The sequence below is a fragment of the Curtobacterium sp. 260 genome (assembly GCF_030803485.1).
GTDB lineage: Bacteria > Actinomycetota > Actinomycetes > Actinomycetales > Microbacteriaceae > Curtobacterium.
In genome coordinates, this window is the sequence record NZ_JAURUY010000009.1 from 1 (window position 1) to 15,330 (window position 15,330).

Genomic DNA, 15,330 nt, shown 5'->3' on the forward strand with positions numbered 1-15,330 from the left:
TACGTGGGGGGCACGGTCGCGGACGCGCCCGGGCGGCGCTGACCCCACCGGCCGCCGGCGGGGCGGCGGGGTGCCCGCTGGCCCCGCGCCTCCCGTCCGTCTGTCGGTCCTGGTCGAGACTCGGCCAGGCGGACACGTTCGGGGCGGTGGGACCGCGAACGTGTCCGTGGAGCCGAGACTCGGGTCAGCGGCCGACCTGCGCCGCGCCGCTACCAGCTCACGGGGAGCGGCTTGCCCTCCTCGTAGCCGGCGGCCGACTGGATGCCGACGAGCGCCCGCTCGGCGAACTCGGTCAACGAGGACGCGCCCGCGTACGTCGCCGAGCTGCGGATGCCGGTGGTGATCATGTCGAGCAGGTCCTCGACGCTCGGCCGCTCCGGGTCGAGGTAGATCGTCGACGACGAGATGCCCTCGGCGAAGAGCGCCTTGCGGGCCCGCTCGTACGGGTCGAGGCGCTCGAAGCGCTCCCGCACGGCCTTCGCCGACGCCATGCCCCAGCTCTCCTTGTAGGCCTTGCCCGCGGCGTCGCGACGGAGCACGCCCGGCGCCTCGAGCGTGCCGGCGAACCACGAACCGATCATGACGGCGGAGGCTCCGGCGGCCAGCGCGAGTGCCACGTCGCGCGGGTAGCGGACGCCGCCGTCGGCCCAGACGTGTGCGCCGAGCGACCGGGCGGCCGCGGCGGTCTCGAGCACGGCGGAGAACTGCGGGCGGCCGACGGCCGTCATCATGCGCGTGGTGCACATCGCGCCCGGTCCGACGCCGACCTTGATGATCGTCGCACCGGCGTCGACGAGGTGCGCGACGGCGTCGGCGGTGACGACGTTGCCGGCGACGATCGGCAGGCCGAGACCCAGCGCCGAGACCGTGCGGAGCGCGCGGAGCATGCCCTCCTGGTGGCCGTGCGCGGTGTCGAGCACGAGCACGTCGACCCCGGCGGCGGCCAGGGCCTTCGCCTTCGCGGCGACGTCGCCGTTGATGCCGACCGCGGCGGCGACCCGCAGGCGACCGTCCCCGTCGACGGCGGGCGTGTAGATGTCGGAGCGGATCGCGCTGGTCTGGCTCGTGGTGCCGACGACCCTGCCGTGCCGGACCACGGGCGCGAAGTCGACCTCGGCGGCGGAGAGCACGTCGTACACGTGCCGCGGGGTACCGGCGTCGTCGGCGTCGATGGCCGTCGAGGGTCCGTGCAGCAGGTCACCGATCGTCGCGTCCGCACCCGCGGTGCCGAGCCGGGCGGCGGGCACGCAGCCGAGGTACTCCCCCGCGCCGTCGCGGACCACGACCCCGCGACCTGCCACCGGCAGCAGCTGCTCGAGCGCCTCGGCGACGGTGGTGTCGGCGCGCATGTCGTAGGCGGTGTCGAAGTCGACCGGCTGCTCCTTGACCCAGCGGATCGCGGCGTCGAGGTCCTGCAGGTGCATGTCCTGCGGCAGCACACCGAGCCCACCGCGGCGGGCGAGGGTCGCGGCGAGCCGCGGGCCGGTCACCGAGTTCATGTTCGCGCTGACGATCGGGATCGTGGCGCCCGTGCCGTCGTTCGTGGCGAGGTCCACGTCGAAGCGGCTCGTCACCCCGGACCGACTCGGCACGAGGAAGACGTCGGAGTAGGTCAGGTCGTGCGTCGGCCGCGTCTCGTAGAACCTCATGGGGGCCACTGTACGGCTCCGCAGCCGCGCGGACGCGCGTGCGGGAGGTCTCCCCGGCGCACCGTCGACGCCGGAGCGGGACCCCTGCTGCGCGACACCCGTCGTCGGGTCCACCGGTCCGGTGGGCGGCCCCCGTCCCGACACGCGCGAGCACGGCCGGGAGGCGCGGCGCGCGTCCGACGGTCACCGAACGGTCGGCGCGGAACGGCTAGGCTGGCGGCCAGTGCGGAGCAGGGTTGCCCCGCACGACACACACGAGCATCTATCGACGGAGAGTGGGCGATCGGCTGTGTCGAGCCATCTGACGGGTACGGACGAGACCGCGGGCGAATTCGGGGCGAACGAGTGGCTGGTCGACGAGCTCTACGAGCAGTTCGTCGCCGACAAGGAGTCCGTCGACAAGTCGTGGTGGCCCGTGCTCGAGAGCTACCACCGCTCGCAGACCGGGGGCGACTCCGCCGCCGGCTCGGCGCCCAGCGCACCCGCCCCCGCGCAGTCCTCGTCGCAGTCGACCACGCAGCAGCCCGCCACGGGTGACGCCCCGGGCGAGGCGAAGCCCGCCGGTCCGATCCAGGCGAAGACGACCTCGCGCCAGCCCACCCCGCAGCCGATCCCGGCCGAGGCCAACGACGAGGCCGACGACCACGAGGAGACCCACGAGGACGTGGCGACCCCGCTCCGGGGCATGGCGAAGACGCTGGCCTCGAACATGGACGCCTCGCTCACGGTCCCGACCGCGACCAGCGTCCGGACGATCCCGGCGAAGCTGATGATCGACAACCGCATCGTCGTCAACAACCACCTGCGCCGGGCCCGGGGCGGCAAGATCTCCTTCACCCACCTGATCGGGTGGGCGATGGTGCAGGCGCTCAAGGACTTCCCGAGCCAGAACGTGTTCTACGAGGAGCGCGACGGCAAGCCCTTCGTGGTGGAGCCCGCGCACGTGAACCTCGGCATCGCGATCGACGTCCCGAAGAAGGACGGCACCCGCTCGCTCCTCGTCCCGAGCATCAAGCGCGCCGAGACCCTCACCTTCGGCCAGTTCCTCGCCGCGTACGAGGACCTCGTCAAGCGCGCCCGCGACAACAAGCTCACGCCGGCCGACTTCCAGGGCACGACGATCTCGCTCACCAACCCGGGCGGCATCGGCACCGTGCACTCGGTCCCGCGCCTGACGAAGGGCCAGGGCTCGATCATCGGCGCCGGTGCGCTCGAGTACCCGGCGCAGTTCCAGGGCTCCGCGACGAAGACCCTGGTCGAGCTCGGCGTCGGCAAGACGATCACGCTGACGAGCACCTACGACCACCGGGTCATCCAGGGCGCCGGCTCGGGCGAGTACCTCAAGAAGGTGCACGAGCGACTCATCGGCGAGCACGGGTTCTACGAAGGCATCTTCTCGGCGCTGCGCATCCCCTACAAGCCCATCCAGTGGGCGAACGACATCAACGTCGACCTGGCCCACCGCGTCAACAAGACGTCGCGCGTGCAGGAGCTCATCAACAGCTTCCGCGTACGCGGGCACCTGATGGCCGACATCGACCCGCTCGAGTACCGGCAGCGCACCCACCCCGACCTCGAGCTCGAGAACCACGGGCTGACGTTCTGGGACCTCGACCGCGAGTTCGTCACGGGCGGCCTCGCCGGCACCACGACGGCACCCCTGCGCGACGTGCTCGGCATCCTGCGCGACGCCTACTGCCGCACCGTCGGCGTCGAGTACATGCACATCCAGGACCCGGAACAGCGCCGCTGGGTGCAGGGCCACATCGAGGTGCCGTACTCGAAGCCGTCGAAGGACGAGCAGCTCCGCGTCCTCGGCAAGCTCAACGAGGCCGAGGCGTTCGAGACCTTCCTGCAGACGAAGTACGTCGGCCAGAAGCGCTTCTCGCTCGAGGGCGGCGAGTCGACCATCGCGTTCCTCGACACCCTCATCCAGCACGCGGCGGGCGCCGGCCTCGACGAGGTCGCCATCGGCATGGCCCACCGCGGCCGCCTCAACGTGCTGACGAACATCGCCGGCAAGACCTACGGGCAGATCTTCCGCGAGTTCGAGGGGTCGTCGCTCCCGGGTTCCGTGTCCGGTCAGGGCTCCGGTGACGTGAAGTACCACGTCGGCACCGAGGGCGTCTTCCGCGCGTCGGACGGCTCGAGCATCCCCGTCACGATCGCCGCGAACCCGTCACACCTCGAGGCCGTCGACGGCGTGCTCGAGGGCATCGTGCGCGCCAAGCAGGACCGCACCCCGCCCGGCACCTTCGGCGTGCTGCCGGTGCTCGTGCACGGCGACGCGGCCATGGCCGGCCAGGGCGTCGTCGTCGAGACCCTGCAGATGTCGCAGCTCCGCGGCTACCGCACGGGTGGCACGGTGCACCTCGTCATCAACAACCAGGTCGGGTTCACCACGCCCCCGGAGTCCGCGCGCAGCTCGGTGTACTCCACCGACGTGGCGAAGACGATCCAGGCGCCGATCTTCCACGTCAACGGGGACGACCCCGAGGCCGTGGCCCGCGTCGCCGAGCTCGCCTTCGCGTACCGCGAGGAGTTCCACCGCGACGTCGTGATCGACCTCGTCTGCTACCGCCGCCGCGGCCACAACGAGGGCGACGACCCCTCGATGACCCAGCCGCTCATGTACAACCTCATCGAGGCGAAGCGCTCCGTCCGCACCCTGTACACCGAGGCCCTCGTCGGTCGCGGCGACATCACGCAGGAGGAGTACGACGAGGCGCACCGCGACTTCCAGGACCGCCTCGAGCGCGCCTTCGCCGAGACCCACGAGGCGCAGACCGGCACGATGCCCGTCATCACGACGGACGACGACGGCGCCGTGGACGGTCTCGAGCGTCCGACGGCCCAGCGTGACGACGCCGAGGTCGAGGTGCACGAGACGGCGATCTCCGAGGAACTCGTCCGGGCCATCGGCGACGCGCACAGCAACCCGCCCGCCGGCTTCTCGATCCACCCGAAGCTGCAGCAGCTCCTCACGAAGCGCACCGAGATGACCCGCTCCGGCGGCATCGACTGGGCGATGGCGGAACTCATGGCGATCGGGTCGGTGCTGGTCGAGGGCAAGCCCGTCCGGCTCGCCGGCCAGGACGCCCGACGCGGCACCTTCGTGCAGCGCCAGGCGGTCTTCCACGACCGGGTGAACGGGCAGGAGTGGCTGCCGCTCGCCAACGTCGCCGAGGACCAGGCCCGCCTGTACATCTACGACTCGCTGCTCAGCGAGTACGCGGCGATGGCGTTCGAGTACGGCTACTCGGTCGAACGTCCCGAGGCCCTCGTGCTGTGGGAGGCGCAGTTCGGCGACTTCGCGAACGGCGCGCAGACCGTCATCGACGAGTTCATCTCGTCCGCCGAGCAGAAGTGGGGACAGCGCTCCGGTCTGGTGCTCCTGCTCCCGCACGGCTACGAGGGTCAGGGGCCGGACCACTCCTCGGCGCGCATCGAGCGGTACCTGCAGCTCTGCGCCGAGGACAACATGATCGTCGCGCGTCCCTCGACGCCGGCGTCGTGGTTCCACCTGCTCCGTCGCCAGGCGTGGGAGCGCCCGCAGAAGCCGCTCGTCGTCTTCACGCCGAAGGCCATGCTCCGCCTCCGCCAGGCGACGAGCCCGGTCGAGGCCTTCACGAACGGCTCCTTCCACGAGGTGCTCGACGACGACCGCGTGACCGACAAGGCCACGGTGCGCCGCGTCGTGCTGCACTCGGGCAAGGTGCACCACGACCTCCGCGCCGAGCTCGACAAGTCCGGCGCGACCGACGTCGCCCTCGTCCGGTTGGAGCAGCTGGCGCCGCTCCCCCTCGACGAGCTGCTCAGGGTGCTCGCGGGCTACCCGCAGGCCGAGGTCGTCTGGGCCCAGGAGGAGCCGGAGAACCAGGGCGCCTGGCCGTTCGTGTGCATGAACCTGTCGCCGCACCTCGACGGCCGTCCGCTCTCCGTGGCCTCGCGCCCGGCGAGTGCCGCACCGGCGACGGGGTCGTCGAAGCGCTCCGCGGGTGAGGCCGCCGACGTCGTCCGGAAGGCGCTCGGCTGATCCGACCCGCCCCCTGACGAACGATGCGCCCCGTGGAGACGGGGCGCATCGTCCGTCAGGGGCGCATCTCCTGGGCACGCAGCGGTAGCAGCAGAGGCAGCGGCAGCACGCGACACGCAGCAGGGGCAGCACGCAGCAGCACCGGACCGTAGCGTCCGGCGCTGCCCGACGCTACTTGAGCTTCGTGTAGCGGACCCCGGCCTCGTGGTACCCGCGCTTCTGGTAGAACCGGTGCGCACTGTCCGTCGCGGCGGCGGACACGGCGCTCAGCCGGTGCGCTCCCTGCTCACCCGCCCACGTCTCGAACGTGTCGATGAGCGCGGAACCGGTCCCGAGCCTCCGGGCCGACGGGTCGACCACCAGCAGCAGGAGCTGCGCGGTGGGCTCGTCGCTCGCGTACGACCACGTGACCTGCGCACCCGCCACGGCGACCGCTCGGCCGTCGTCGCCACGGACCAGCCACGTGCGGTGCCCGGCCTCGGGCACGAGCCGTTCCAGCCGTGCGCGCATCGCGGACTCGTCGACGACGTGCCCGAGCAGACGGACGAGGGCGGTGACGTCGGCGACGTCCGTGTCGGACCAGGTGGTGATCGACTCGGCGGTGAGGGTCATGGGGCGACCCTACCCAGCGCCGGCGACGTGTGACGACCGCGGACGGTCGCGCCTAGTGCGTCGCCTGCTCCACGCGGATGCGCGCGAGGATCTCGGTCCGGAGCTGGTCCGGCGCGGTCTCGGCGCAGGCGCGCTTCACCGTCTCCATGAGGACGACACCCACGCGGTGCTCGCTCGTGCAGTCCTCGCAGGACTCCATGTGCTCGCGGATGTCCGCGGCATCCTCGCGGCAGAGCTCGTCGTGCAGGAACTCCTCGAGCTCGGCCTTGGCCTTCGAGCAGTCGCAGCCGCTCATCGTGCGTCCTTCCCGTCGGTGCGACCAGCGGCCGCAGTCGTCTTCCGGCCCCGCCCGCGCATCGTCGCCGTCGACGCTGCGTCCGGGACGATGCCGGTCTCGCGTGCGTGGTCCGCCAGGAGCCCGCGGAGGAGCCGGCGTCCACGGTGGAGACGGCTCATGACCGTCCCCACGGGGGTCTTCATGATGTCGGCGATCTCCTGGTAGGAGAAGCCCTCGACGTCCGCGAAGTACACGGCCATCCGGAAGTCCTCGGGGATCGACTGGAGCGCGTCCTTCACGGCGGAGGACGGCAGGTGGTCGATCGCGTCGGCCTCGGCGGAGCGCGCCGAGACGGACTGCGTGACGCTCTCGGCGCCGCCGAGCTGCCAGTCCTCGAGCTCGTCGATCGTGCCCTGGTACGGGTTCCGCTGGTTCTTGCGGTACGTGTTGATGAACGTGTTCGTGAGGATCCGGTAGAGCCAGGCCTTGAGGTTCGTGCCCTGACGGAACTGCCGGAACGCCGCGTACGCCTTGACGAAGGTCTCCTGCACCAGGTCCGACGCGTCGGCCGGGTTGCGGGTCATCCGCATCGCGGCGCCGTACAGCTGGTCCATGAACGGGAGCGCCTGGTCCTCGAACAGGGAGCGCAGCTCGGCCTCGGACACGGTCTTCTCGTCCGCCGGTTCGGCCTCGGGCTCGAGGGCGTCCGCTTCCTCGGACACCGCGTCGAGCTGCGCCTCGGTCTCCTCGACCAGGTCGTGCGGTGCTGCCTGCGGTTCGTCGGTCGTCATCACGGACGAGTCTAGGCCGAGCCCGCCGAGCGAGCCGTCGATCGTCGTCCGCACGGTCGGCAGTGCCGTCCGTGACCGTTCGAGTGTCGCTGTCGCCAATGGTCCTCCCGCGGTGTTCAGTACCCTGGTGAACCGATGGCCCAGTCGACGCATTCCCAGCAGCCCGATCCCTGGATCGCACCCCTCGCCCGCGGACCCCTGCGCGGCGACGTCGCCCTGCCCGGGTCGAAGTCGCTGACGAACCGGGAGCTGGTCCTCGCGGCGCTGGCCGACGGCCCCTCGACCATCCGGCTCCCCCTGCACTCGCGCGACTCCGCCCTGATGGTCGCCGCGCTCCGGCAGCTCGGCGTCGGGATCGACGAGGTCGTCCCCGCGGACAGCACGGCTCCGAACCCGTACGGGCCGGACCTCCGGATCACACCCGCGCCGATGCACGGCGACGTCGCCGTCGACTGCGGGCTGGCCGGCACCGTGATGCGCTTCCTGCCGCCGCTCGCCGCGCTGGCGACCGGCCCCGTGACGGTCGACGGCGACCCGTACGCGCGGAGGCGACCGATGGGCGCGATCATCCGCGCCCTCGCCGACCTCGGGGTCGACGTGACGGACGACGGCGACGGCGCGATGCCGTTCTCGTTCACCGGCACCGGATCGGTCCGCGGGGGCCGTCTCGAGATCGACGCGTCGGCGTCGTCGCAGTTCGTGTCCGGGCTGCTGCTGTCGGCGCCCCGCTTCGACGAGGGCCTGCACCTCACCCACGTCGGCGAGCGGCTGCCGAGCCTGCCGCACATCGACATGACCGTCGCGGCGCTCCGCGCTCGCGGTGTCCGCGTGGACCAGCCGACCGTCGGCGAGTGGGTGGTGCACCCGGGCCCGATCGCGGCGCGCGACGTCGTCATCGAGCCCGACCTGTCGAACGCCGCGCCGTTCGCGGCGGCTGCGCTCGTCGCGGGCGGCACCGTCCGGATCCGCACCTGGCCGACCGACACCACGCAGGTCGGTGCCGACCTCGAGACGCTCCTGCCCCTGTGGGGCGCGACCGTCACGCGGGACGGCGACGACCTCGTCTTCGACGGCGGCGTCGGGGTGGCGGGTGGAGCCTCCCTGCCGGGTGTGACGCTCGACCTGTCCCGCGGCGGCGAACTCGCACCGGCGCTCGTCGCGCTGTCGGCCCTGGCCGACGGGCCGAGCGAGATCACCGGGATCGGCCACCTGCGTGGCCACGAGACGGACCGCCTCGCCGCCCTCGCGGCGGACGTGAACCGGTCGGGAGGCTCGGTGCAGGAACTCGACGACGGCCTGCGGATCACGCCCGCCCGCCTCCACGGCGGTGGCTGGGCCGCGTACGACGACCACCGGATGGCGACCGCGGGCGCCCTCGTCGGTCTCGTCGTCGACGGCGTCGCCGTCGACGACGTCGGCTGCACGGCGAAGACGCTGCCGCAGTTCCCCGAGCTCTGGGCGGACCTGGTGGCGACCGGTGCGGACCAGGCTGCGGGCCACCGGGACGGGAGCGTGACGCCGTGAGCTGGTGGGACGACGTCGACGGGGACGACACCGACGAGGACGAGCCGTACGGACAGTACGAGTCGAGGGTGCGGATCCGGCCGAACCCGAAGGGCAACCGGCCCCGCACGAAGACCCGTCCGAACTACGACGACGCCCCGACCGGCTGGGTGACGAACGTCGACCGCGGGCGCTTCGGCGTGCTGGTGTCGGCCGGCCAGGACGACGAGCGGGTGATCACGGCGACGAAGGCCCGGGAGCTCGGCAAGAAGTCGGTCGTGACCGGCGACCACGTGTCGCTCGCCGGGGACGTCTCGGGCGACGCCGGTTCGCTCGCGCGGATCGTCAAGGTCGCCGAGCGGTCGACCCTGCTCCGACGGAGCGCGGACGACAGCGACGAGGTCGAGCGCGTGATCGTCGCGAACGCCGACCAGATGCTGATCGTCGTCGCGGCGGCGGACCCCGAGCCGCGCCCGCGACTCATCGACCGGTACCTCGTCGCGGCGTTCGACGCCGGCCTGGACCCGGTGCTCTGCATCACGAAGACCGACCTGGCCGACCCGGCACCGTTCCTGGCGCACTTCGCCTGCCTGGACCTCCGGATCGTCACGAGCCGGTCGGACGACGTGCCGTTCGACGCCCTGCACGAGGTGCTCGACGACACGGTGACCGTCACCGTCGGGCACTCCGGCGTCGGCAAGTCGACGCTCGTGAACGCCATCACCGGCTCGACCCGCGCGACCGGCGTGGTCAACGCGGTCACCGGTCGCGGGCGGCACACCTCGTCGTCCTCGATCGCGCTGCGCGTCCGTGACGGTGGGTGGATCATCGACACCCCCGGCGTCCGGTCGTTCGGGCTCGGGCACGTGCAGCCCGAGAACGTCTTCCGGGCCTTCGCGGCGCACGCCGTCCCGGTGCGCGAGCCCGCCGACGGCATCCCGCTCGCGCAGGCGCACGACTGGGAGATCGTCGACCGCGTGCACGACGGGGAGCTCGGGGCGACCGGCGTCGAGCGGCTCGACTCCTTCCGCGCCCTGCTCACCGGCATGGGTGCGGACGACCCCGGCGCGGACTGACCCGAGGCGGGGGTCGTCCCGCGCGTGGGGACTGTCCCGCGCGTGGAGACCGCGCCGCGCGCGGGGACCGTCGCGTGCGTGGGGACCATCGCGTGCGGCGCGGGTGTACCGTTGCCCCTCGTGCCCGAAGTTGCAGAGAACAACACAGCTAGACCCGAACCGGCCCACCACGGTGACCACGCGGCGGAGCACCCGTCGCGAGCCGACCGCCCCACGGCGGCGGTCGCGGCGGTCCTGCACCCCGAACACCTCGGACGGTCGCTGCGGTCCTTCGGGTCGCACATCCTCGTGCCGCTGTTCCTGGCGGTCGGGATGAGCCTCGCCTACCTCGGCGCGTTCCACGCTCCGACCCCGCACGAGCTCCCGGTCGGGATCGTCGGCCAGGGCCCGGAGGCCCAGGTGTTCGCCCAGACCGTCACCGACGGCTCCGACGGCCGGCTGGTCGCGCACGTCGTCGACTCGACGGCCGAGGCCGAACGGCAGGTCCGGGACCGCGACCTCGCCGCCGTGTACGCCCCGGGGACGGACGGCGCCGTGCTCTACGTCTCCACGGCCGCGAGCGAGACCACCGCGACCGCAGCTCAGAAGGTCTTCCTGCCGATCGCCTACGAGCAGCACCTGCCGTTCACCGTGCACGACGTCGTTCCCACCGGTGACGAGGACCCGACCGGCCAGGGACTCTTCTTCCTGCTCGTCGGCCTGAGCGTCGGCGGGTACGCCTCGGCGATCGCCGTCGCCGCGGCGGCCGCGAAGCTCCGCGCGCTCTGGACGGTCGTCGTCGGCGCCGTCACCGCCGGGGTCGTCGCCGGCATCGGTGTCCTGGTCGCCGGAGCGCTGTACGGCGTCATCCCGGACCACCGCTGGCAGGTCTTCCTGTTCGCGTGGCTCTACGACGCCGTCATCGTCGCCCTCGGCGTGGGGCTGCACCCGCTGCTCGGGCGGTGGACCACGCCGATCCTGACGATGCTCTTCGTGATGCTCAACTTCACGAGCTCCGGCGGGATCTTCCAGCCGTCGTTCCAGCCCGGCTTCTTCGCGGCGCTCAACACGTTCTGGAGCGGCGCGGCCTGGCTCGGCGCCGCGCAGGACCTCGTGTACTTCCCCGGAGCGTCGCTGACCCGGTCGGTGGTCGTGCTCGTGCTGTGGCTGGTCGTCGCGGTGCTGCTCGGTGTCCTCGTGCACGGGCTCGCCGCACGCCGGACCCGCATCGCCCGCGAGCGCGCGGTGTCGCGCTACGAGGAGGAGCAGGTCGTCGCGGCCTAGGGCGCTAGCCTGACCTCCGTGGACCTCAGCGCCGACCTGGACTTCGCCCGCTCCCTCGCCGACACCGCCGACGCGATCAGCCTCGAGCGGTTCCGCGCCGCCGACCTGCACGTCACGACGAAGGCCGACAGCACGCACGTCACCGACGCCGACCAGGCGGTCGAGCGTGCCCTGCGCGAGCGCCTGGCGGCCGAGCGCCCGGACGACGCGTTCCTCGGCGAGGAGACGACGGCGGACACCGGCGCCGACGCCCTGAGCGAAGGGCACCGGCAGTGGGTGGTCGACCCGATCGACGGCACCGCGAACTACCTGCGGGGCGTGCCGGTCTGGGCGACCCTCATCGCCCTCGCCGTCGACGGCCGCCCGGTGCTCGGCGTCGTCAGCGCCCCGGCGCTCGGCAAGCGCTGGTGGGCCGCGGAGGGGCTCGGCGCACACTCGACCGACGGGCCCCTGCGGGTCTCCGGCGTCACGGCGCTGTCCGAGGCGAGCCTCAGCTACAACAGCATCCAGCAGTGGGACGAGGACGACCGGCTCGACGCCCTCGTCACCCTGTCCCGCAAGGTCTGGCGCACCCGGGCGTACGGCGACATGTGGTCGTACATGCTCGTCGCCGAGGGGGTCCTCGACGTCGCGGGCGAACCCGACCTCAAGCCGTGGGACATCGCGGCCCTCGTGCCGATCGTCGAGGAAGCGGGCGGCCGCTTCACCTCGCTCGACGGCGACCCGGGCCCGTGGCACGGCAGCGCCCTCGCCACGAACGGGCACGTCCACGACGCCGTCGTGGACGTCATCCGGCGTCCGTAGCCCCTGGTCGTCCCGACACGGGCGACACCGGGGCAGGGCGGGTGCTGCGCCGCGGTGTACCCCGCTTGTCCCCTGCGCGCGGCCCGGCCGACGGTGCCGGACCCCCGGACGGGGGCAGAGACCCCCCGGACTGGGGCCAGGCGAGTCGGACACTCTGCTGACGAGCACTTCGGTGGCGTCCGATGGGCGGGTTATCGTGCTCACGGCTGATCGGACGCACCGGGTTCCCTAGACCCGGACCGTGTCGGGTCCGTCGTCCATTTTACTCGTCCGAAAACCCTGACCCGAGGGGTGGTCCAGACGATGACTTCATCGTTCCCAGGCGGAACCGAGTGCACCCTCACTCGTCGTCCGCGTTATCTCACCGACAGCCCTGGTGTGCGCTCCGTCGCCGCCTCGCGTCCGTCCGTCGCCACGGTCCCTGCCCGTGACGCCGACCGGATCCCGTCCGTCGCCGTGGTCTCCCGCCGCGCTGCCGACCGGACGCCCACCGCAGTCTCCGTCCCCGGACCCGGAGGCCGGTGAGTCATGGCACTCACCGGTCGCCGTCTCGAGGTCGACCGGATCGCGACCCTCGCTGTACTCCCTCGTGAGTCCGCGATGGTCGTCGTCGGCGACCCTGGTTCCGGGCGCAGCAGCGTCCTCGACGCGGTCGCTGACCGCGTCTCCCTCCCCGTCGTGCGGGTCGGTGTCAACGGGAGCGAGTCCCGCTGGCCCCTGGCCGGCGTGACCTCCCTGTTCACCGCACTCGACGATCCCCGGGCGACCGCCCACATCGCGCACCTGCTGCAGGCCGGTGGCGCGACGAGCGGGCTCGCCGCCGCGCACGACTTCCTCGAGGCCGTGCAGACCCTGACCCTGCCGCCGACGGTCGTCCTGATCGACGACCTCGACCGGATGGACCGCGAGAGCCAGGAGCTCATCGCGTTCCTGGCGGGTCGGCTCGCCGGCACGGCACTGCGCCTGGTCGCAACGGTCCGGACCGTGCCGTCGGACGGTCCGCTCACGGCCCTCCCCGTGCTGCGGCTCGAACCGCTTGCCGCCGACGTGTCCCTCGCGCTGGCCCGGTCGATGGCGCCGGAGGGCGCGAACGACGGCGTCCTCGCGATCCTCGCCGCTGCGACGGGCGGCAACCCCGGCGCACTCCGCGAGCAGTTCGACATGCTCTCGACCGCCCAGCTGACCGGCACCGAACCGCTCGTGCTGCCGTTGCGCCCGACCGCCACGACCGAGGCCATCGCGGCGCTGACCCTCGACGTGGTCGAGGGTGCCGCCGACACCGACACCGACGACGCGGGACGTGGTCTGGACGTCCTCGCCCGGCTGTCCCTCGTGCCGGTCGCCAGGACGACCGGATGGGACCGCGACGCCGTCGACGACCTCGTCGACGCCGGGCTCGTCGTCGTGCGCGGCCAGACCGTCACGGTCCGCGACCCGCTGCTGCGGTCGGCCCTGTACTGGCGGATGTCCGCACGCACCCGGCGCACGCTGCACCGCGAGCTCGCCGCGGCGAGCGCCGAGGCGGACCCGCGCGCCGCCGCGTGGCACCGGAGCTTCGTCGACGACGTCCCCGACGTGGTCGCGCTGCTCGACGCCGCCGCGGGCTACGTCGCCGACGGGGCACCGCACGCCGCGGTCGCCCTGGCCGAGCGTGCCCTGCACGTCGGCTCGGGCGGTGAGGACGAGCGGACGGCACTGCTCGCCGTCACCGAGGCGCTGTTCGCACAGCGTCAGCTCGGGCTCGCCGCGCGCTACCTCACCGCGATGCGCCCCTTCCGGCGCGGGTCGGACGAGGTCCGGCGCCTGCGGGTCCTGTACTCCGTGCAGTACCTGCGCGGCGAGACCGTGCACGCGGACGAGCTCCTCGTGCCCGTGGACGCGGAGGCACCCGAAGCCCCCGCGACCGCCGGGCTCCTCGCGATGGTCGCGAGCTTCCGGGCGGAGACGTGGGACCTCGAGCAGGCCCGCGACCTGCTCGCCCGGGTCGAGCAGCTCGGTCCGGTGATCACCCCGCACACCGCGGAGATCGCCGGCGCCGTGCAGTGCCTCGTCGCCGCGCTCGACGGTTCGCTGCCCGCCGACACGGAGCTCTACGACGGACTCTCGACGGCGCGGCTGATGGCGATGTCCGACCCGGCACTCCTGCTCGTGGCACACGCGCTGAGCCTCGCCGAGCGGTACCGGAGCGCACGTCGCGTCTTCGCGCTCGTCGTCGCCCGCGGGCAGGACACCGAGGCCGTGTGGGTCGAGGGCGCCCGCTACCTGTCCGCCGAGAACGAGCTGCGATCCGGCAACTTCCGGCAAGCCCTCCGCGCCATCGACGCCTGGGAGGCCGGGAGCGCCCTGTCCGCGCAGCGGCTCCGCGAGCCGTCGCGGGCGGTCGCGGTCGCGTGGCGGCACTTCGCCGAGGGCCGTTCGCTCGAGGCGCTCGAGGTGGTGGACCGGTGCCTGGCGCTCCGCTCGACGGTGCTGCTCTGGGGCACCACGGCCCGGCTGCACGCACTCCGCGGGCGCGTGCTGCTGCTCGACGGTCGTGTCGACGAGGCGGTGACCGCCCTGGAGGCGGCGGACGCCGTCGGCCGGTCGCTGCGCAACCCGACCGTGCTGCGGCACCTCGGCGACCTGGTCGAGGGCTACGTGCGCCTCGGCCGGATCGACGACGCCCGGAACGCGACGGCCCGGCTCGCGGCCGACCACCACGCCAGGCCGTCCCGCTGGGGCGCGCTCGTGCTGGCCCGCAGCCTGGCGCTCGTCGCCGACGACGCCACCCGTGAGACGGCGCGTCGTCGAGCCCTCGAGCTGTTCCAGCCGCACGACTCGCAGTACGAGCGCGCTCGCACCTTCGCCGCCCTGTCGGCGGTGGGCACGGACGCCGAGCGGCCCCGACTCGGCGCCGCCGCCGCGGCCGCGTACGAGGCGGCCGGTCTGCGACGACCGCTGGCGACGCCCGCGCCGACGGCGGCCATGCCGGCCTTCGGCGTGCCGACGTCGCTGCGGTCCGGTCCGGTGCTGTCCGCCCCGGTCCCCGGGTCGCCGCGGAGCGCCCCGGACGCGTCCGTGGTGCTCACCCAGCTGACCGCGGAGGAGCGCGCCGTCGTGCAGAAGGTGACCGAGGGCTACCGCAACCGCGAGATCGCCTCGTCGCTGTTCATGTCCCAGCGCACCGTGGAGCTGCGCCTGACGCAGATCTACCGGAAGGTCGGTGCGCGTTCGCGCTCGCACCTGGTGGCGCTGCTCACCTGATCGCGCGACCCGCGGACGCAGGGCGACCGCTCGACGGACGGGAGGCCCGGTACCAGCTGGTACCGGGCCTCCCGGC

General features: G+C 72.9%; 10 protein-coding genes. 6 read left to right on the top strand and 4 right to left on the bottom strand.

Going from position 1 to position 15,330, the window contains the following annotated elements:
* Positions 1–209 precede the first annotated feature (209 nt).
* Positions 210–1,649, bottom strand: a complete 1,440-nt coding sequence (locus tag J2X59_RS11165; RefSeq protein WP_251159708.1) for a GuaB1 family IMP dehydrogenase-related protein — start codon at positions 1,647–1,649, stop codon at positions 210–212.
* Positions 1,650–1,938: 289 nt separating this feature from the next.
* On the opposite strand from J2X59_RS11165, the gene J2X59_RS11170 reads away from it, so the two are divergent.
* Positions 1,939–5,685: a multifunctional oxoglutarate decarboxylase/oxoglutarate dehydrogenase thiamine pyrophosphate-binding subunit/dihydrolipoyllysine-residue succinyltransferase subunit gene (locus J2X59_RS11170; protein ID WP_326496722.1), complete on the top strand. Its 3,747-nt coding sequence runs from the start codon at positions 1,939–1,941 to the stop codon at positions 5,683–5,685.
* Positions 5,686–5,856: 171 nt separating this feature from the next.
* On the opposite strand, the gene J2X59_RS11175 is transcribed toward J2X59_RS11170, so the two are convergent.
* The 3 genes from J2X59_RS11175 to J2X59_RS11185 are packed head-to-tail and all read right to left on the bottom strand — an operon-like array spanning position 5,857 to position 7,365.
* On the bottom strand, positions 5,857–6,297 hold the full coding sequence (locus J2X59_RS11175; protein ID WP_326496723.1) for a GNAT family N-acetyltransferase: 441 nt from the start codon (positions 6,295–6,297) through the stop codon (positions 5,857–5,859).
* Positions 6,298–6,349: 52 nt separating this feature from the next.
* Positions 6,350–6,592 (bottom strand): zf-HC2 domain-containing protein, encoded by a 243-nt coding sequence (locus J2X59_RS11180; protein WP_066654764.1) that lies wholly within the window; start codon positions 6,590–6,592, stop codon positions 6,350–6,352.
* The gene (locus J2X59_RS11185) at positions 6,589–7,365 is read right to left on the bottom strand and encodes a sigma-70 family RNA polymerase sigma factor (protein ID WP_066658348.1); all 777 of its coding nucleotides are present in this window, start codon (positions 7,363–7,365) and stop codon (positions 6,589–6,591) included. The genes J2X59_RS11180 and J2X59_RS11185 overlap by 4 nt, the downstream gene beginning before the upstream one ends.
* Positions 7,366–7,500: 135 nt before the next feature.
* On the opposite strand from J2X59_RS11185, the gene aroA reads away from it, so the two are divergent.
* From aroA to J2X59_RS11210, 5 genes are all read left to right on the top strand, one after another.
* On the top strand, positions 7,501–8,889 hold the full coding sequence (gene aroA, locus J2X59_RS11190) for a 3-phosphoshikimate 1-carboxyvinyltransferase (RefSeq protein WP_326496724.1): 1,389 nt from the start codon (positions 7,501–7,503) through the stop codon (positions 8,887–8,889).
* Positions 8,886–9,944: a ribosome small subunit-dependent GTPase A gene (gene rsgA / locus J2X59_RS11195; protein WP_326496725.1), complete on the top strand. Its 1,059-nt coding sequence runs from the start codon at positions 8,886–8,888 to the stop codon at positions 9,942–9,944. Before aroA ends, rsgA begins: the two co-directional genes overlap by 4 nt.
* Positions 9,945–10,064: 120 nt before the next feature.
* Positions 10,065–11,207: a hypothetical protein gene (locus J2X59_RS11200; protein WP_326496726.1), complete on the top strand. Its 1,143-nt coding sequence runs from the start codon at positions 10,065–10,067 to the stop codon at positions 11,205–11,207.
* Positions 11,208–11,225: 18 nt separating this feature from the next.
* Positions 11,226–12,011 (top strand): inositol monophosphatase family protein, encoded by a 786-nt coding sequence (locus J2X59_RS11205; RefSeq protein ID WP_209682271.1) that lies wholly within the window; start codon positions 11,226–11,228, stop codon positions 12,009–12,011.
* 528 nt (positions 12,012–12,539) lie between these two features.
* A complete protein-coding gene (locus J2X59_RS11210; RefSeq protein ID WP_326496727.1) occupies positions 12,540–15,254 on the top strand; it encodes an ATP-binding protein in 2,715 nt (904 codons plus the stop codon).
* The last annotated feature ends 76 nt before the right edge of the window (positions 15,255–15,330 follow it).

Coding starts and splice junctions, on each gene's coding strand:
- J2X59_RS11165 (WP_251159708.1), bottom strand. CDS start 1,649: ATGAGGTTCTACGAGACGCGGCCGACGCACGACCTGACCTACTCCGAC.
- J2X59_RS11175 (WP_326496723.1), bottom strand. CDS start 6,297: ATGACCCTCACCGCCGAGTCGATCACCACCTGGTCCGACACGGACGTC.
- J2X59_RS11180 (WP_066654764.1), bottom strand. CDS start 6,592: ATGAGCGGCTGCGACTGCTCGAAGGCCAAGGCCGAGCTCGAGGAGTTC.
- J2X59_RS11185 (WP_066658348.1), bottom strand. CDS start 7,365: ATGACGACCGACGAACCGCAGGCAGCACCGCACGACCTGGTCGAGGAG.
- aroA (WP_326496724.1), top strand. CDS start 7,501: ATGGCCCAGTCGACGCATTCCCAGCAGCCCGATCCCTGGATCGCACCC.
- J2X59_RS11210 (WP_326496727.1), top strand. CDS start 12,540: ATGGCACTCACCGGTCGCCGTCTCGAGGTCGACCGGATCGCGACCCTC.